This window comes from Pseudocitrobacter corydidari, assembly GCF_021172065.1.
In the GTDB taxonomy this organism is placed as follows: Bacteria; Pseudomonadota; Gammaproteobacteria; order Enterobacterales; family Enterobacteriaceae; genus Pseudocitrobacter; species Pseudocitrobacter corydidari.
Map to the genome: position 1 here is coordinate 2,169,809 of NZ_CP087880.1, position 18,912 is coordinate 2,188,720.

At 50.1% G+C, this 18,912-nt stretch carries 18 protein-coding genes; 14 read left to right on the top strand and 4 right to left on the bottom strand.

Annotated features, from left to right (window positions below):
• The first annotated feature begins 225 nt into the window (after positions 1-225).
• The 5 genes from dps (at position 226) to ybiO (ending at position 5,705) form a co-directional block, all read left to right on the top strand.
• On the top strand, positions 226-729 hold the full coding sequence (gene dps / locus G163CM_RS10075) for a DNA starvation/stationary phase protection protein Dps (protein ID WP_015965204.1): 504 nt from the start codon (positions 226-228) through the stop codon (positions 727-729).
• A gap of 362 nt (positions 730-1,091) precedes the next feature.
• Positions 1,092-1,838 carry a glutamine ABC transporter substrate-binding protein GlnH gene (gene glnH / locus G163CM_RS10080; RefSeq protein ID WP_015965205.1) on the top strand — a complete coding sequence of 249 codons (747 nt, stop codon included), beginning with the start codon at positions 1,092-1,094 and terminating at the stop codon, positions 1,836-1,838.
• Positions 1,839-1,946: 108 nt separating this feature from the next.
• Positions 1,947-2,606 (top strand): glutamine ABC transporter permease GlnP, encoded by a 660-nt coding sequence (glnP, locus tag G163CM_RS10085; RefSeq protein WP_015965206.1) that lies wholly within the window; start codon positions 1,947-1,949, stop codon positions 2,604-2,606.
• Positions 2,603-3,325 carry a glutamine ABC transporter ATP-binding protein GlnQ gene (glnQ, locus tag G163CM_RS10090; protein WP_015965207.1) on the top strand — a complete coding sequence of 241 codons (723 nt, stop codon included), beginning with the start codon at positions 2,603-2,605 and terminating at the stop codon, positions 3,323-3,325. The genes glnP and glnQ overlap by 4 nt, the downstream gene beginning before the upstream one ends.
• Before the next feature lie 160 nt (positions 3,326-3,485).
• Positions 3,486-5,705: a mechanosensitive channel protein gene (ybiO, locus tag G163CM_RS10095; RefSeq protein WP_231827943.1), complete on the top strand. Its 2,220-nt coding sequence runs from the start codon at positions 3,486-3,488 to the stop codon at positions 5,703-5,705.
• On the opposite strand, the gene rlmF is transcribed toward ybiO, so the two are convergent.
• Complete coding sequence (rlmF, locus tag G163CM_RS10100; protein WP_231827945.1) at positions 5,702-6,628, bottom strand: 23S rRNA (adenine(1618)-N(6))-methyltransferase RlmF; 927 nt, start codon at positions 6,626-6,628, stop codon at positions 5,702-5,704. The two genes, ybiO and rlmF, sit on opposite strands and share 4 nt — an antisense overlap.
• A 94-nt stretch (positions 6,629-6,722) precedes the next feature.
• Between rlmF and G163CM_RS10105 the strand changes: the two genes are divergently transcribed.
• The 4 genes from G163CM_RS10105 (at position 6,723) to G163CM_RS10120 (ending at position 9,134) form a co-directional block, all read left to right on the top strand.
• The gene (locus G163CM_RS10105) at positions 6,723-7,340 is read left to right on the top strand and encodes a flavin reductase family protein (protein ID WP_231827947.1); all 618 of its coding nucleotides are present in this window, start codon (positions 6,723-6,725) and stop codon (positions 7,338-7,340) included.
• Between the two features lie 159 nt (positions 7,341-7,499).
• Positions 7,500-7,763, top strand: coding sequence for a DUF1471 family periplasmic protein McbA (mcbA, locus tag G163CM_RS10110; protein WP_231827953.1), 264 nt, complete (start codon positions 7,500-7,502; stop codon positions 7,761-7,763).
• Positions 7,764-8,165: 402 nt separating this feature from the next.
• Complete coding sequence (locus tag G163CM_RS10115) at positions 8,166-8,732, top strand: hypothetical protein (protein WP_231827954.1); 567 nt, start codon at positions 8,166-8,168, stop codon at positions 8,730-8,732.
• A gap of 12 nt (positions 8,733-8,744) precedes the next feature.
• Positions 8,745-9,134 (top strand): DUF1090 domain-containing protein, encoded by a 390-nt coding sequence (locus G163CM_RS10120; protein WP_231827956.1) that lies wholly within the window; start codon positions 8,745-8,747, stop codon positions 9,132-9,134.
• A 66-nt stretch (positions 9,135-9,200) separates the two neighbouring features.
• Here the strand turns inward: G163CM_RS10120 and G163CM_RS10125 are convergent, their stop codons facing one another.
• From G163CM_RS10125 to surE, 3 genes are all read right to left on the bottom strand, one after another.
• A complete protein-coding gene (locus G163CM_RS10125; protein WP_231827959.1) occupies positions 9,201-10,598 on the bottom strand; it encodes a glycoside hydrolase family 1 protein in 1,398 nt (465 codons plus the stop codon).
• Between the two features lie 16 nt (positions 10,599-10,614).
• Entirely contained in the window at positions 10,615-12,483 is a 1,869-nt protein-coding gene (gene bglF, locus G163CM_RS10130; RefSeq protein ID WP_231828357.1) for a PTS beta-glucoside transporter subunit IIABC, read from the bottom strand.
• 127 nt (positions 12,484-12,610) lie between these two features.
• A complete protein-coding gene (gene surE, locus G163CM_RS10135; protein ID WP_231827966.1) occupies positions 12,611-13,480 on the bottom strand; it encodes a 5'/3'-nucleotidase SurE in 870 nt (289 codons plus the stop codon).
• A gap of 445 nt (positions 13,481-13,925) precedes the next feature.
• On the opposite strand from surE, the gene G163CM_RS10140 reads away from it, so the two are divergent.
• From G163CM_RS10140 to G163CM_RS10160, 5 genes are all read left to right on the top strand, one after another.
• Positions 13,926-14,723 carry a histidine phosphatase family protein gene (locus tag G163CM_RS10140; RefSeq protein ID WP_231827974.1) on the top strand — a complete coding sequence of 266 codons (798 nt, stop codon included), beginning with the start codon at positions 13,926-13,928 and terminating at the stop codon, positions 14,721-14,723.
• Between the two features lie 82 nt (positions 14,724-14,805).
• Positions 14,806-16,113 (top strand): OprD family outer membrane porin, encoded by a 1,308-nt coding sequence (locus tag G163CM_RS10145; protein ID WP_231827976.1) that lies wholly within the window; start codon positions 14,806-14,808, stop codon positions 16,111-16,113.
• Positions 16,114-16,277: 164 nt separating this feature from the next.
• The gene (gene licT, locus G163CM_RS10150) at positions 16,278-17,120 is read left to right on the top strand and encodes a BglG family transcription antiterminator LicT (protein WP_231827985.1); all 843 of its coding nucleotides are present in this window, start codon (positions 16,278-16,280) and stop codon (positions 17,118-17,120) included.
• 750 nt (positions 17,121-17,870) lie between these two features.
• The gene (locus G163CM_RS10155; RefSeq protein WP_231827987.1) at positions 17,871-18,302 is read left to right on the top strand and encodes a hypothetical protein; all 432 of its coding nucleotides are present in this window, start codon (positions 17,871-17,873) and stop codon (positions 18,300-18,302) included.
• A 16-nt stretch (positions 18,303-18,318) separates the two neighbouring features.
• Positions 18,319-18,891: a hypothetical protein gene (locus G163CM_RS10160; protein ID WP_231827989.1), complete on the top strand. Its 573-nt coding sequence runs from the start codon at positions 18,319-18,321 to the stop codon at positions 18,889-18,891.
• The last annotated feature ends 21 nt before the right edge of the window (positions 18,892-18,912 follow it).

Below are 18,912 nucleotides of genomic sequence, written 5' to 3' on the forward strand. Positions count from 1 at the left end.
GGAAGGCGGCAAGTGAGAGAATCCCCAGGAGCTTACTCAAGTAAGTGACTGGGGTGAACGAACGCAGCCAACGCATCTGCAACTTGAAGTATGACGGGTATGTAAGTTAAAGCTTAATGTCGCTATTAGACCGATAGGCAGAGTCAGAATTTTCTATCCGGAAGTCGGTGCTATACTTATTGCCAGTTAATACTGGAACGCACAACATCAAGAGGATATGAGATTATGAGTACCGCTAAACTGGTCAAATCAAAAGCATCCAATCTGCTTTATACCCGCAACGATGTCGCTGACAGCGAGAAAAAAGCCACTGTCGAGTTGCTGAATCGCCAGGTGATCCAGTTCATTGACCTGTCTCTGATTACCAAACAGGCCCACTGGAATATGCGCGGAGCTAACTTTATTGCCGTTCATGAAATGTTGGATGGCTTCAGGACTGCGCTTACCGATCATCTGGATACCATGGCTGAACGTGCCGTACAGCTGGGCGGCGTGGCGCTGGGTACAACCCAGGTCATCAACAGCAAAACCCCGCTGAAAAGCTACCCGCTGGACATCCACACCGTTCAGGATCACCTGAAAGAGCTGGCTGACCGTTACGCAATCGTCGCTAACGACGTGCGTAAAGCCATCGAAGAAGCGAAAGATGAAGACACTGCGGATATCTTAACTGCGGCTTCACGCGATCTGGATAAATTCCTGTGGTTCATCGAAGCTAACATCGAATAACCATAGGTTATTCTTATTACCCCCTCATCGGGGAGATGAGGGGGTTTGCACCATCCGGGTGCGCCCTTCTGTTAAAAACCCTCGCCTAAGTAAACTATTTGTAATAATCACTTCACACAATCGTTAATAAAAGATTGTTTTATCACCGCCACTTGCGTTAAAAAACAGCATGAATTGCGAAACAGGCATACTGCACCATCACAAAGCCCCATCATGGTGCAATCGGGTCTGTCAGTCGCCGAAATCGTGCATCACTGGCTTTCTCTTTTGTTGAAAAACAATAAGTTGAAAAGTTGGCATGATTCTTTCATAGCTCGTACGTTCTCGCAGGGGATTGCCCCGTGGATATAAAAGGAAATGTTATGAAGTCTTTGTTTAAAGTTTCCCTGGCTGCACTTACCCTGGCGTTTGCCGTCTCCTCTCAGGCTGCTGAGAAGAAACTGGTTGTGGCAACCGATACGGCGTTCGTTCCGTTTGAGTTCAAACAGGGCGATAAATACGTCGGTTTCGACGTTGACCTGTGGGCCGCTGTCGCCAAAGAGTTGAAACTGGACTACACCCTGAAACCAATGGATTTCAGCGGCATCATCCCGGCACTGCAAACCAAAAACGTTGACCTGGCGCTGGCCGGTATCACCATCACGGAAGAGCGCAAAAAAGCGGTCGACTTCTCTGACGGTTACTACAAAAGCGGCCTGCTGGTGATGGTCAAAGCCAACAACAACGACGTGAAAAGCGTGAAAGATCTGGACGGTAAAGTGGTTGCCGTGAAGAGCGGTACCGGCTCCGTGGATTACGCGAAAGCCAATATCAAAACCAAAGATCTGCGTCAGTTCCCGAACATCGATAACGCGTACATGGAACTCGGCACCAACCGCGCTGACGCCGTGCTGCACGATACCCCGAATATTCTTTACTTCATCAAAACCGCAGGCAACGGCCAGTTTAAAGCGGTAGGTGACTCACTGGAAGCACAGGACTACGGCATTGCCTTCTCCAAAGGCAATGACGAACTGCGTGAAAAAGTGAACGGCGCGCTGAAAACCCTGCGTGAAAACGGCACCTATAACGAAATCTACAAAAAATGGTTCGGTACTGAGCCTAAATAAGATTGACTGAGATTACCGTGCCCGGTTGCGCACTGCGCACCGGGCACGTTTTTTAGCGCACCCTTTTAGTGAGCTATTGTTCTTCCACCACGGTAACAGGAACACATTATGCAGTTTGACTGGAGCGTCATCTGGCCGGCCATTCCAATTTTGCTGGATGGCGCCAAAATGACTCTGTGGATTTCGGTCCTTGGCCTCGCCGGGGGTATTGTTATCGGTCTGCTGGCCGGTTTAGCCCGTACCTATGGCGGCTGGATTTCAAACCACATTGCCCTTGTTTTTATCGAAGTGATTCGCGGCACGCCAATCGTCGTACAGGTGATGTATATCTACTTCGCCCTGCCGATGGCCTTCCCGGATATTCGCATCGATACCTTCTCCGCCGCCGTGATCACCATCATGATCAACTCCGGCGCCTATATCGCGGAAATTACCCGTGGTTCCGTGCTGTCGATTCATAAGGGCTTCAGCGAAGCCGGGCTGGCGCTGGGCCTGTCTCGTCGCGAGACCATTCGCCATGTGATTATGCCGCTGGCGGTTCGCCGCATGCTGCCTGCGCTGGGTAACCAGCTGATTATCAGCATCAAAGATACCTCGCTGTTTATCGTTATCGGCGCGGCCGAATTGACCCGCAGCGGCCAGGAAATTATCGCCGGTAACTTCCGCGCGCTGGAAATCTGGACCGCCGTCGGTGTGATTTACCTGATCATTACTCAGGTACTGAACATCGTGCTTCGCATTCTTGAAAGAAGGATGAAAATCCTGTGATTGAATTTAAAAACGTTTCCAAGCACTTTGGCAAAACCCAGGTGCTGCACAATATCGACCTCAACGTGAAACAGGGCGAAGTGGTGGTGATTATCGGGCCGTCCGGTTCCGGTAAATCCACGCTGCTGCGCTGCATTAATAAGCTCGAAGAGATCACCAGCGGCGATCTGATTGTCGATGGGCTGAAGGTCAACGACCCGAAAGTGGATGAGCGCCTGATTCGTCAGGAAGCCGGGATGGTGTTCCAGCAGTTCTATCTCTTCCCGCACCTGACGGCGCTGGAGAACGTGATGTTCGGCCCACTGCGCGTACGCGGTACACAAAAGGCAGAGGCGGAAAAACTGGCGAAAGAGCTGCTGGCGAAAGTGGGCCTCGCGGAACGCGCGCATCACTACCCGTCTGAGCTCTCCGGCGGCCAGCAGCAGCGCGTGGCGATTGCCCGTGCGCTGGCGGTGAAACCGAAGATGATGCTGTTTGATGAGCCGACCTCGGCCCTTGACCCGGAACTGCGTCATGAAGTGCTGAAAGTAATGCAGGATCTGGCGGAAGAAGGCATGACGATGGTTATCGTGACCCATGAAATCGGCTTTGCCGAGAAAGTGGCATCGCGATTGATCTTTATCGATAAAGGCCGTATTGCCGAAGATGGCGACCCGCAGGTGTTGGTGAAAAATCCACCGAGCCAGCGTTTGCAGGAGTTTTTGCAGCACGTTTCTTGAGGCTTAAGCTCGCGCAAGCGTGCGGGCTTTTCCCCCTCATCTGGCCCTCTCCCTCAAGGGAGAGGGAACTGTCCGAGCCCCGTATTTCTCTCAAAATCCCTCCCCCTTCCCCTCGCAATCTATACTTAACCCTTTGTGATTGTTGCTTTCGGAGGGACTCGTGCCATACATCCTGCTGTTTTTGCTCGCTCTTATCAGCGCACCGCTGCATGCGGTAACCATCCCCGGCGTAACATCGACCACCAGCGATACTACCGCCAGCGAGCCCGACGCCGCGCAGAAAAAAGCGGCCTATTCTGCGCTTGCCGATGTACTGGAAAACGACGCGTCGCGCAAAGAGCTGATTGAACAGCTACGCCACGCTGCCGCCACGCCCCCTCCGGAAGCCGCGCCGACCCTGACGCCACCCGATGTGAAAGAGGAAAAAACGGTGCTGGAGAACGTGACCGATATAACGCGTCACTACGGCGGCGAGTTCTCGACCCGTTTCGCCCAGCTATGGCGCAACATCTCGACCGCGCCACATAAACCGTTTCACACGGCGACCTTCTTCAATGCCGTCACCCATTTTCTGATGCTGGCGGCGCTGGTCTTTGCTTTTTATGGCCTGGTGCGTCTGTGCGCCTTGCCGCTGTATCGCAAAATGGGGCGCTGGGGGCGGCACAAGAACCGTGACCGCAGCAACTGGTTGCAGCTTCCGGCGATGATCACCGGCGCGCTGATTATCGATTTACTGCTGCTGGCGCTGACGCTGTTTATCGGTCAGCTACTGAGCGACAATTTAAATGGCGGAAACAGCACCATCGCTTTCCAGCAGAGTCTGTTCCTCAACGCCTTTGCGCTGATTGAGTTTTTCAAAGCCTTGCTGCGCCTCATTTTCTGCCCGCGCGTGCCGGATCTTCGCCCTTTTGCCATCACCGACCAAACCGCGCATTACTGGAACTTACGCCTTAGCGCGCTGAGCAGTTTAATTGGTTACGGGCTGGTGGTCGCCGTGCCGATTATCTCCAACCAGGTCAATGTACAGGCGGGCGCGATGGCGAACGTGGTGATTATGCTGACCATTACGCTGTGGGCGTTGTATCTGATTTTTCATAACAAAAAAGCAATTACCGACGGCTTACTACAAGTTGCCGACCGCTCGCTGGCGTTTTTCAGCCTGTTCATTCGCGCGTTTGCGCTGGTCTGGCACTGGCTGGCGAGCGCTTACTTCATTGTGCTGTTCTTCTTTTCCCTGTTCGATCCGGGCAACAGCCTGAAATTTATGATGGGCGCATCGGTGAAAAGCCTGGCAATCATGGGCATTGCGGCTTTTATTTCTGGCATTCTGTCGCGCTGGATAGCCAAAACCATCACCCTCTCGCCGGAGACACAGCGAAATTATCCGGAACTGCAAAAGCGGCTTAACGGCTGGTTATCCGGCGCGCTGAAAACCGCGCGCACGCTGGTTGTCTGTGTGGCAGTCATGCTGCTGCTCAGCGCCTGGGGCTTGTTCGATTTCTGGAGCTGGCTGCATCAGGGCACAGGCGAGAAAACGGTGGATGTGCTGATCCGCATCGCCTTAATTCTCTTCTTCTCGGCAGTCGGCTGGACGGTGCTTGCCAGCCTGATTGAGAACCGACTGGCCTCGGATATTCATGGTCGTCCGCTGCCCAGCGCGCGCACGCGTACACTGCTGACGCTGTTCCGTAACGCGCTGGCGGTAGTAATCAGCACCATCACGGTGATGATCCTGCTCTCTGAGATAGGCGTTAACATCGCACCGCTATTAGCCGGTGCCGGGGCACTGGGCCTGGCTATTTCGTTCGGTGCGCAAACCCTGGTGAAGGATATTATTACCGGGGTATTTATTCAGTTTGAAAATGGCATGAACACCGGCGACCTGGTGACCATCGGGCCGCTTACCGGCACCGTTGAACGCATGTCGATTCGTTCTGTGGGCGTGCGTCAGGATACCGGGGCGTATCACATTATTCCGTGGTCCTCTATCACTACCTTCGCCAACTTTGTGCGCGGCATTGGATCCGTGGTAGCGAACTACGATGTTGACCGCCATGAAGAAACTGAGAAAGCCAATCAGGCCCTGAAGGATGCGGTGGATGAGTTAATGCAGATGGAGGATATTCGCGGTCTGATTATTGGCGAGCCGTCGTTTGCCGGGATCGTCGGGCTCACCAATACCGCCTTTACGCTGCGCGTCACCTTTACCACGCTGCCGTTGAAACAGTGGTCGGTGCGCTTCGCGCTGGACAGCATGGTGAAAAAACACTTTGATCTGGCGGGCGTGCGCCCGCCGGTGCAGACCTATCAGGTGCTCCCCGCACCCGCGAACACGGCCCCGCCGGATGCGGGGCTGCCGCCCGCTGAACCGACGCTCTAGCGTTTACGCGTCAGGAAGCGGCGGCGCTGCTCGTCGTTCATAAAGGACCAGGCAATGAAGCGGCTCTGCTTCTGCCCCTGAGCCATCTCTTTTTTCACCACTTTCACCGCGCCGACGTCAGTCAGTGCGCGGTAAAGTGGCGGCAGGTTTTCCCCTTTCGACACCAGCGAAGTGAACCACATCACCTGGCGGGCATAGTCGCGGCTTTCGGCAATCATCTTCTTGATAAACGCCACTTCGCCGCCTTCACACCATAGCTCCTGCTGCTGACCGCCGAAGTTCAGCGCATCGTTGCGATCCTGGCCGAGATTACGGCGCTTACGCTCGCCACCTGCACGCGCTGCTGCGGCGGAATCATGGAACGGCGGGTTGCACAGCGTGGCGTCATACTGCTCATTCTTATGGATAATGCCGTTGAACATGGATTCATTATCTTTCTGACGGCGCAGGCGGATCATGCGGGTCAGCGACGGGTTGGCGCTGACAATCGCCTGGGCGCTGGCAAACGCCTGGGGATGCGTTTCGCTGCCGGTAAAGCGCCAGCGGTACTCATGCGCGCCAATCAGCGGATAAATACAATTTGCGCCCACGCCGATATCCAGCACGTTCGCGCCCTGCACCACGTTACCGCTCTCATCTGTCAGCAGATCGGCCAGGTGGTGGATGTAATCCGCACGCCCCGGAACCGGCGGGCACAGGAAACCGTCAGGAATATCCCACGAACTGACGCCATAGAAATGCGCCAGCAGCGCTTTATTCAGGGTCTTCACCGCCTGCGGATCGGCGAAATTAATGGTCTGCTCACCAGCCGGATTCAGGGTGATAAATTCACGCAGTTCCGGGCACGATTGACACAGTGCGGTAAGGTCGTAGCGATTATGGTGACGGTTACGCGGGTGTAGACCCGGTTTTTGGGCATTCATGACTTTCTCCTGTCTTAAGCGGCGTAAGATACCCGTTGACGGCGGCGCGGTAAATAAGGGAGTCTGGAATACCTTTGCAAATAACAGGTACGCTATGTATTTCTATGAACCCTCACAGGGACACGGGCTGCCGCATGACCCGCTCAACGCCATCGTCGGGCCACGCCCAATCGGCTGGATATCCTCGCAGGATGCGCAGGGAAAACGTAATCTCGCGCCTTATAGTTTCTTCAACTGCTTTAACTATCGCCCGCCGATTATCGGCTTCGCCAGCAGCGGCTGGAAAGATAGCGTGCAGAATATCATGGAAACCAAACAGTTCGTCTGGAACCTGACCACGCAGGATCTCGCCGTCGCCATGAATGAAACCTCCGCCACGTTGCCGCACGGGGAAGATGAATTTGTTCGCGCGGGCTTAACCGCCGCGCCCAGCCATCTCGTTAACGCCCCGCGCGTGGCAGAAAGCCCGGTCAATTTCGAGTGTCGGTTATCACAGTGCATTCAGCTGACCTCCGCCGACGGCGCAGCCATTGACACCTGGCTGGTGCTGGGCGAAGTGGTCGGTATTCATATCGCTGAGTCCCTGCTCGAAGAGGGCATCTATCAAACAGCCCGTGCAAAACCGGTGCTACGCGCCGGCGGGCCCTCCGCCTACTACACCATTGATGAAGCGCATCGCTTCGATCTCATCCGCCCGGACGCTCGCCGATAGCTTTAAAATCAGCCACTTGTATGTGGCTGATTTGTCAGTATTTCGTCAACTTAATTCATTCAAAAAAGCCACCTGTCTTGCGCGATTTTTTGCGGATAACGCCTCTTCACCACCGCCTACACTTACTGGGTTACCCCGTCGTAACTGGAGGATGTTCTTATGAAGAAGAGTCTCGCCCTGCTTGTGGCAGGCGCGTTTGCCGTCGTTACCTTCTCAGCCGTCGCCGCTCCGCAACCTCTTGATGGTGATAACACCGGGCAACTCCGCCCGGCCGGTACGGTTTCTGCCTCAGGTGCCAGCTCGCTAGACGATCTGGAAGCAAAACTCGCGGAAAAAGCCCAGAAAGAGGGGGCAAAAGGTTTCGTTGTGGAATCCGCGAGCGGCAATAACAAGATGTTTGGTACAGCGACCATTTATAAATAATGGCTTCACACATCCACTTCCCTGCCCGGTAGCGTTCGCATCGGGCAGTTTCATCTCCATATCACCCCCATTGAGAGGCTTTTGATTAGGATATTCCTGGTATGCAAAAAAAAATAAAATGAGTATAAAGCTAACTCCATGAAAGTATTTTGGTTTTAACGCATAGCTGTATTTATCTCGTGTTACGCGCCAGGATATCCAAAAATATGTGCATCTGCGTATGTTAAATTATGTTCAGAAAAACACCATTGCAGACATTCTACGCAACTTCTAACCTCCTCACGTTTATTAATCCTGCCAAAACGCCATCGTCAGAATAACGCGTTGACAAACCCCTCTGATTGCAGGGTTTTGAGCAGAGACATAGAATTCCTGCGTCTTCCACACGGGGGGTTACTCAAAATGAGGCTGGAAAAAGAAAAGTATGGAGATCCAGAGTCAATGAAGTTGCTCGTATTCAGCAATAACGCCTATCTGCACATTGCCTGTAAAGCCATTTTCCCCCACTCTACGCTTAGCCAGCATTTAGCTATTTTAGATCCCAGTTCTTATCCATCATTGAGAGCGATACGCACCGCCATTGTTGAAAGTGAGATCACGCAGGACTACCGAATTCTTATTCTTAGCGGTAATGATCTTTGTTCCCGCCTACTTTCAGAACTCAGCACCCTCTCCCTGAAAGAATCCATTAATAATATTAAACAATTAACCGCCGTCATTTATCAGCCGGAAAGCTTATTACGTTACATTGCTCAGCACCTAAGCCTGACAAAGTTAACCCGAGAAGAGCTCCATTTAACCTATGCGATTCGCAGAGAAAAGACGATAAAAAGAGCGGCCAGTAAATTAAACATTAATGAAAAAAAACTTTATCACCATGCGGGTACCGCCGCCTCGCGATTGCATTTACGTTCAGGTAAAGAATTTATATACTTCCTGCACAAAGAATTTATTTATTCAACGTCATAAAGGCACATAACAATGTTTTCTACCCAAAAATTCATCCCTGCATTACTTCTTATCGCACCTCTTTTTGCTACCACCGCGCATGCCGCAGCGCAAACCGGTTGTGCGGCCAAAAAACAGGAAATTGAAAGACAGATCGATTACGCCAAAGCCCACGGCAACCAGCACCGCGTCAATGGTCTTGAAACAGCATTGAGTGAGGTTAATCGTAACTGTACCGAGAGTTCTTTGCGTAAAGATCGCGAAGATAAAATTCAGGAAAAAGAGCGAAAAGTTGCAGAACGCACTGAGGAATTAAAGGAAGCCCGCGAAACGGGTAACCAGGAAAAAATCGGCAAAAAAAGTAAAAAACTGGAAGAAGCGAAAGCTGAACTTGCCGAAGCGCGTGCAGCATTAAATAAATAACCATCCCAAAAAAAATACCCCCATCGTAGTACGAAGGGGGTATTTTATTATCTCTGCGAACAACGATTATCGCTGCAAAGCGCCACCGCGCGTCGCAATGACTTTCTGATACCAGTAGAAACTTTTCTTACGACTGCGGTTAAGCGTGCCGGAACCGTCCTGCGCTAAATCGACGTAGATAAACCCGTAGCGTTTAGTCACTTCCGCTTTAGAAGCGCTGATGATATCAATCGGCCCCCACGAGGTGTATCCCATGACGTCAACACCATCCTGAATAGCTTCCTGGACCTGCACCAGATGATCGTTCAGATAACTAATACGGTAATCGTCGTTGATTTCGCCGTTGGCATCCGGTTTATCCTGCGCACCTAACCCATTTTCCACGATAAATAGCGGCTTCTGATAGCGATCCCACAATACATTAAGCAGCGTACGCAGACCGATGGGATCAATTTGCCATCCCCACTCCGAACTCTCCAGATGCGGGTTGGGTACCATATCCAGAATATTCCCTTTCAGTTTTTCAACCAGCTCGCTGTCTGCCGTGACACAGCCGGTCATGTAATAGCTGAAAGAGATAAAATCAACCGTATGGCTGAGCGCAGCATTATCTTCTTCGGTGATATTTAGCGCGATGTCATTTTCACGGAAATAACGCTGCATATACCCCGGATAACGTCCACGACATTGCACATCGCCGAAGAACTGCCACTGACGATTATCCTGTAATGTGGCAAAGACATCTTCAGGTTTACAGGTAAGCGGATACATTAAACCGCCCAGCAGCATATTACCGATTTTGGCGTCAGGGATAATTTCGTGGCAGGCTTTCACCGCCAGGCCACTGGCGACCAGCTGATGATGAATCGCCTGATAGACTTCCGCCTTGCTGCAACCTTTTTGCAGGCCGACACCGGTTAACGGTGCATGCAGCGACATATTGATCTCATTAAAGGTCAGCCACAGTTTGACTTTATGCTGATAACGGGTAAATACCGTCCGGGCATAACGTTCGAAGAACGTAATAACCTTACGGTTTCCCCAACCGCCATAATTTTCCACCAGCCCCCACGGCATTTCATAATGCGACAACGTGACCAGCGGTTGAATATTATGCGCCCGTAGCTCATCGAACAGTTTGTCATACCACGCCAGGCCCGCCTCATTCGGCTCATTTTCATCGCCCATCGGGAAAATACGCGTCCAGGCAATCGACACGCGCAAACAGGTAAAGCCCATTTCCGCGAACAGGGAAATATCTTCCGGGTAGCGATGATAAAAATCGATGGCGACATCTTTAATGCTGCTGATACCTTCGCGGCTTTTCACCGGCTCGCCGAAAATGCCTTCCGGCAGCATGTCAGAGGTGGAAATACCTTTGCCATCTTCCTGCCATGCACCTTCAACCTGATTAGCGGCCAGCGCACCGCCCCATAAAAATTTTTCCGGAAATGTTGTGTTCATTTTATCTACCTTAATTTCAGCGTTTCACAGAGAGGAAAGGATCGCCCGCGTTGACATAAGGGGTTTCGTTCTTCTGCTCCAGCCCCTGATAGTCATCGCTATTGCTCATAATGACCGGCGTACACAGGTCAAAACCTTTTGCCAGAATGGCATCACGATCGAAGGTAATAAGCAGATCGCCAGGCGCTATCTTGTCCCCTTCTTTTATGTGTGCGGTGAAGTGTTCACCGTTGAGTTTTACCGTATCAATACCAACGTGAATGAGAATTTCAATTCCCGAGTCACTGAGTAAACCAATCGCGTGGCGAGTGGCAAAAAGGCTGGCGACTTCGCCGCTGAAAGGTGCGACGACGCGCCCTTCCGATGGAATAATGGCAGCACCTGCGCCCATCAAACCGCTGGCGAATGTGGCATCCGGCACTTCATCAAGCGGCAGACTTACGCCGCTGAGCGGAGCCAGCACGGTGTTTTCATCGACAACCGCGCTCACGCTGACCGGTTTGGCATCCTCTGCGATTTTCACCGCAGGAAGACCCGCAAAAAATGTCATCACGCAGCTGAAGATAAAGGCGATGGCCACGCCAATCATCGCGCCCCAGACGGTAAAGTCGATTCCCGTTGGTGGAATGATCTGCGCCACCGTAAAGATGCTTGCCAGGCCGAAGGAGTAAACCTGGCTCAGGCTGAAGCCTACAACCGCGCCGCCGATGGCACCGCCCACGCAGCCAAAAATAAAGGGACGACGATACGGGAGTGTTACCCCGTAAACGGCAGGTTCAGTGATACCGAAAATACCGGCAATGGTTGCCGAACCGGACAGCGCCTTCAGGCGTTGTTCGCGTGTTTTCAGGAAGACGCCCAGCGCCGCACCGACCTGACCAAACACCGCAGGCAGCAAAATCGCCAGCATCGGGTCATGACCGAAGACCGCCATGTTGTTCATCATCAGCGGGATAAGCCCCCAGTGCAGGCCAAAAATCACGCACACCTGCCACAGACCGCCGAGGATGCCGCCCGCCAGCCACGGCGCAAACTTGTACACCGCCTGGAAGCCGGTGGCGAGCAGCTCGCCAAGCCCAGACGCGAGAGGACCAATCGCCAGGAACGTCAGCGGAATGGTAATCGCCAGACACGCCAGCGGGGTTAAGAAATTTTTAACCGCCGCGGGGAAGAGCGCGTTACAGCGTTTTTCCAGCCAGCAGGCAAACCACGCGGCACAAATCACCGGAATAACCGACGACGTGTAATTGATAAGCACCACCGGAATGCCCAGAAAATGCAGCGCCGCGTTATCGCCGCTCAGGCTAAACGCCTCGACCATCATCGGGTGTACCAGCGCACCGCCGATCACCATCGTAATAAAGGGATTTCCGCCAAACTTTTTCCCGGCGGTATAGCCCAGTACGATAGGCAGGAAATAAAACAGGCTGTCGCTGGCGGCAAACAAAATGCGCCAGGTTCCTCCGGTTTCGCTAAGCCAGCCAAAGGCGACGCTGAGCGCGAGGAAACCTTTCATGATCCCGCAGGCAGCCAGCACCCCCAGGAACGGGGTGAAAATACCGGAAACCATGTCGATAAACGCCGCCAGCACGCCACTCTTTTTATCCGACTTTTCTTTATCGCCAGGCGCATCGTCTGTGATGCCGCCAACCTTGCACACGGCCTGCCAGACATCATGAACGTGATTGCCGACGACGACCTGAAACTGTCCGCCGCTTTCCACTACCATGATGACGTCCGGATTCTTCTTCAACGCGTCGGCGTCCGCTTTGCCATCATCCTTCAGCTTGAAGCGTAGACGGGTGGCGCAATGTACCAGGCTGCTCACGTTCTCGCGCCCACCTACGTGGCGGAGAATATCCTGAGCCAGATCTTCATATTTCATTTTCATCAATGTCATCCGTACTAAAATAAAAAAACCTGATCATCAGCGAAGCCACTCCACTGATGTATCAGGTTTTGCCTGCCTAAGCAGTAACAATCCTTTAGGTGTCTTCCGACGCGAGGTAGAACTATTTTTTCAACGCCTTTTCATACTGCGCCTGATATTGCGGGGCATTCCACGCGCCATCAATCAGCGTATAGGTGATATAGCCTTTATTTAACCAGCCCGAATCGGTGTCATTCTGAACATTGTTTAAAGAGGCCGGGTTAATCGTCTGCTTTGCGGTACCGTCAGGCAAAATGTCATAGCCGATCTGCGGCGTAGGGAACATTTCGTTTTCAACAAAATGAACGCCTTTAATTTGTGTTTTTGGCAACGGCGGATAGTTAATGCTTAACCCGGAGCCTTTCGGTAATAAAGCGCTGTTGGATACCGGTTTGTCGTTAAGTTTCCCCACCACCTCAACGACGTAATCAATCGCATCAGGCCAGTATTTATGCGTACTTGGCCATTTATTTTTCATTTCATCTTCGGTGTAGATGTATCCAATGCTGGCGGCAATCGCCGGGAAACCGTAGCGAATAGCGCGTGCGGCGGCGCTCACGGTACCGGAATTCACCTGCGCCATCCCGGTGTTCGGGCCATCATTAACGCCAGAAATAACCAAATCGGGGGGATTATCTTTCAACAACCCCTGCAGGCCAAAATCGACGGAGTCCGCTGGGGTACCCGGGAAGCAGTAACGTTTATCAGCGATTTTTTTAACGTCAAAAACCTTACCGGTTTTAAACGTTATCGCAGAGCCAATACCACTTTGATTGGTCGCCGGTGCAACCATCCAGACATCAAAACCTTTTTGCGCAAGCTTTTCCTGCAGCTGAATGCTGCCGGGAGATTCACAGCCATCATCATTCACAATCAGAATTTTTAGCGGATCGGCAGAAACCGTAAAACTTATCGCGGAGATCAGCGCGGCGGCAATTAACGTTATCTTCATCGTAGCTCCTGTTATCCCTGAGGGATAAATACAATGCAAAAAAAAACCTAAGGCCCCTGCTGCAACGTGTGCAGAAAGTGCCTTAGGTTTTGCCTGAATCAGTAACAATCCCGAGTTGCTAACGAAAATACGTCGTGTCGACGATTCCGTCCAGAGGGTGAAATGATTTTTTGTGATAGCGATCACCCTTACCTGCCTAATTACCCTTTCACTCACATGCTCTTAGATATTAAGTAAGCCAATATTACGGATATGAGGACGATCACATTTATATACATCACCGTTATAAATCAGATGCACGGAAAAAATATTAGTGGTAATGTCCGCAGCAACTGGATTGTTACTGTTTCAACAGGCAAAACCTACGTTTTCTTCTCTCCTCCTGTATTGGGAACGAGAAGAGTACGTAGGTTTTTTTTTGGCTACAAAAAAGGACGATGCAACGATGAAAAAATGGTTACTTGGTGTGTTAATGGTGGTTACCGCTACTGCAAGCCCCGCACTCATGGCGCAGAGTAATGATAAAAACAGCCAGGATGAGGCGATCAATATCTATTTTGCCCGTCATGGAAAAACACTACTTAATACGTTAGATCGCGTTCAGGGATGGGCTGACTCACCGCTCACACCAGAAGGTAAAGAGGTTGCCCGTTATTTAGGCGAAGGATTGAAAGAGATTAAATTCGATCGTTTTTATTCCAGCGACGCCGGGCGTCAGCGCGAAACGATGGCGGTTATTCTTCAGCAGGCGGGTGTAACAAATTATCATCTCACCGAGCTGGAAGGTTTACGCGAAGCCTTTTTTGGTAGCTTTGAAGGTGGCTATAACAAAGATATGGCGAATGCCGGCGCGCATGAATTAGGGATGGCCGATGCTAAGGCCCTGTTTAGCGCAATGAAATCAGGCACGCTGCCGGTAAAAGATAACCAGAATGCGCTGGCGAAAGCAGACCCGCAGCATCTGGCTGAAAACTATGAACAGGTGAAAACCCGCACTCAGGCAGCCCTGAACACCATTGTTGAAACGGCGAAAAAAGAAGGCGACAAAAATATTCTGGCCATCTCGTCCGGCACATCAATGCAGATTATGATCTCCGACCTGACCGATAACCCGGCCAAAAATCTGCCGCTCGCCAACGCCGCCGTGGTCAAAATTACCTATAAAGATGGCAAATATAGCGTACCTGAAATTGGTACGATGAAGTACGTCGAGGCGGGTAAAAAGGCGCTCAGCAACAAATAAACGCTTAGTCTCTTTTATTTTGGCCGTCAGCAGTGTCTCCTCTGTCTAAATTGCTGCGACGGTCCTTTTTCGGGAACGGATGATGCTTAAGTACATTACTCTCACGTTTTTAACGTGCGGGCTTTCTTCGCCCGTTTGGGCAAGCGAGAACGCTTTCTTAAATGATGCATTTTTCACAGACTCACAGCTCACGCTCTCAGCAAAGAACTACTGGAAATACCTGAAAGAAGAAAATGCCAACCCCAAACATGTGCATAACGCTTGGGGGCAAGGCTTTGCAGCGGATTATCAATCTGGATATTTTGCCGATATCATTGGTTTTGACGTCACTTATTATAGCGCCATCAAACTAGGCGCCAGTGATTATTTTAACTCCCGTGGCGTACTGTATAACAACGGAACGGGAAACAATAAAAAAAATGCCGAGGGGTATTCTAAGTTCGGTCAACGAAACATTAAGCTGAAATATGCTATTGAGGATTTGCAGCTCAATGCCCGCTGGGGATGGCAGATGCTGAAAAACTATGGCGTCATTTCGACGTCAACGCGCCTCTCCCCGACGACCTACTCAGGCATTAGCGGAGGCGCGAGCTATGGCCACCTTACCCTGCGCGGCGCCTGGGTGGAAAATTCCATGGACCGAAACTCGCCGGATAAAAAACAGTTTCAGACCAACACCGGTAAAGATATTGGCTATCTGACAAGCGGCGAAATTCTCTGGAAAAGTGACGGGTTCGATGCACAGTATGCATGGGGCGAAAGCAAAAACTATTTACAGCGCCACATCCTGTTCACGCAGCTTCGTCCGACATCTGACTGGACAATCGGCACACAAATTTACGCCACGCATGCGCAGGAAGAGTATCGCGCGATGCCGGCAAATAAACGTGACTTCGATAATAACGCCTGGCACTTTGCGATGGATGCGACCTGGAAAGGCGAGCGCTGGAGCAGTAAAACGGGGATCGGCTATACCGACGCGCAGAAAGCCAATGAAGTAGGATTTTATCCGCGTCATATGAGTAAGAACTCGCGCGGTACGTTTATCTCAATGGCCTATGCGGGTGACGATTATCTGCGCGATGGTGAACTGATGTTTGCCAACATGACTGAATATCGTTTAACGCCCGATCTGGGCGTCGGCCTGGTTGGGAATATCGCGCAATTTAATTATAGAGGCAATCATGTGCGCAGCGGGGAGATCAACGCGTTTACCCGTTGGGCGCCTACCGATGCGTACTTCAAGAACTTTACGTTTTGGGCGATGTTCGGGCCTGGCTGGTCATATAAAGCGAGCGGTAAAACACCGGTGCTCACCAATGGCCATTATACCCGCACCCATACGCTGTCGGCAGAAGTCATTATGGAATATCGCTTCAGGTTATTCTGATCCAAAAGAGGTACACGGCGGATCAAGCTCACGTTTTTTGCCCTTAATTTTTTAAAGGGAAGCATTCGGTGATAGATTGCGCCGCGGATTGTGACAGCTTTAGCTAACAAAACCTGATTTCCAGCGATTATCATGGATCAGGTTTTTTCATTTTTGGGGGTCCGATGATCATCGCAAAAATATTGAATAATAATGTCGTGGTTATTCTGGATGCGCAGCAACGCGAACAGGTCGTCATGGGGCGCGGTTTAGCCTTTCAGAAACGCGTAGGCGACACACTGGATACCTCACGTATCGAGAAGGTTTTTGCTTTACAGAGTGACGAATTGACCCGGCGCCTGGGCGAACTCCTGAGCCAAATTCCGTTAGAAGTGATTACGACCTGCGACCGTATTATTGACCTGGCACGTAGCCGGTTAGGAAAACTGCAGGAAAGCCTTTATATCACCCTGACCGATCACTGCCACTATGCCATCGAGCGACAAAAGAAAGGTTTAGCGATTAAGAATGCCCTGCTGTGGGAAACGCAACGACTTTATCCTCGCGAGTTTGAACTGGGTAATGAGGCCCGGGCGATAATCGCCCAGCGACTTGGCGTCGAGCTACCGGAAGATGAAGCGGGATTTATTGCCCTGCACCTGGTGACCGGGCAGCTGAACAGTGAAATGCCGGAAGTTATGCATATCACTCAGGTGATGCAGGAGATTCTACAGTTAGTGAAATATCAGCTACGGCTGGAATATGACACCACCACGTTAAGCTACCAACGGTTTGTTACCCACCTGAAGTTTTTTGCCCAACGCATGCTGTCGCGTAACGTAGTACCCGATGATGATGAAACCCTGCACGATGCCGTAAAAGAGAACTATGCCCTCTCCTGGAAGTGTGCGGAAAAAATAGCGCTGCATATCCGTAACACCTATCAGCGTGAGCTGACCACGGAAGAGATAATGTTTTTAACTATTCATATTGAACGGGTTCGCAAAGATACGCTTCGCCACAACTAACACAGTTGTTGAATTATCCACATTGTGAATTTCATTTCTCATCATCTTCTCTGCTCATTGGGCAGAGAAGATTATCCAAAATACGTCTCGCCGCTATTTCTTCTACATTTGTAGATGTTTTTAGATCGTTTTCAACAAAAAGTCATCGCCAAAACCCACCGTTAAATCTATTTTCCCTATACAAATCTTTACTTCGAAAGTTTTCACCCTTTTTGGCTGACTGAGTGACAAATATTGATATCACCCGGTAAAAGCTGACAAAAGTCTATGCAACAACATTGATCTATAACATCGTTTTATAACGTCATGAAACACATGCTTTTTCGTAAGGATTACGCTTTGTTTTTTATCAAATTTTATCGTTATGTTACGAAAATTTTGCATGTTTTAGTAAACATTTTTTTGACTATTCCTAAAATAAATTTGATGACATACAATGCTTACAGTTTAGAGAGTCATGTAACACATTGTTATAAATGAATTTTGATTTCATGATTGTGATTAAATTCCACTTTTTATGGTGATTTTAGTTAAAAAGACTGTTACCGAATTGAATCAAAACGATGTTTATACCGGTAACATTCACATAACCAATTAGATTATATAGCTGTAAAAACCATTAAAGCAGTATAATTATCTGCATAAATCAATAGTTTCGATACTTTATATTGATAAGTCACTCTGATTGTCCGGTCTTTTCATCGCCAGTATAGTTCGCTGCAATTGGTCGGGTTAAGTAATGTGTCAGGAATGGATAATCAGTTTTCAAAGGTAGCAAATCGGGAGGGGGCAACTGTGCCTGAGATAAAGCTCTACGGCTATATGCTCTACGATACGCTGGAGTACAGAATATCCACCAGAACGCTAATCAACATTAAAAATGGCAAAATTAAACGATTAGGTGAAACCAAAGCCAGGCTGTTCAATTATCTGCTTGAACATGCGGAAGCGAAATATATCGCTGACGAAACTCTCTACCAGCAGGTTTTTGAAAATAATGGTCTACGCTGCTCGAAGTCTTATCTTTGGGCAATGATTCGTCAGATCCATGCGGCCTTTCTTAGCGTGGGCTATGACCGTGCGCCTCTGAAACGTTTCGAGGGCAAAGGTTACGTTATCGACCAGGACAGTATTAAAAAATTTTATGTGATGGAAACCGCCAATTTAACGGATATCACGTAAAGGGAGAAAGGGAACATTGGCGCAACTATTCGTTTATACACACAATAGCGCGGTCCGATTTGCCGTTAACTCGTTAGTTGAAGATAAAGACGATGTCATCTTTTTTGACAATCGGCTGCAGTTTCTGGTCTGTGCGACCATTTTGAAGAACGCAAACTTGTTGATTGATGCGCTGCATGGAAACCATGATGACATCCGCTGGCTATACCCTAAATTAAAATTAAGAGGGATAGAAAGCAACGTGCATTACCTGGTTCCCTCGCGCATTGTGTCTAACAGTTATATGAAAGATTTTTCTCTGATAACCGATATTCTTGGTTTGAAATCGATTTGCCGCAGCGCGGGGAAGAGAAAATCGACGTTCAGCACCGGTAATCTGCGCTGCCTTATTCTCAAGGCACTTTCTGAGAGGATGAGTGATGCTGAACTGGAGTTTATTCTCACGCTATACGATGGGATGAGCAACACCTATAAGGATTTAACAAGGAAAGAGATCAACAAACTGTATTACATAAGGAGGAAGTTGTTTTTGCAAAATGCAACTGAGTTAAAGCAGCTGATTCTCCTGTTATCTGAGAAGAAAATTTAAACCTGTATAGACACTACTTAG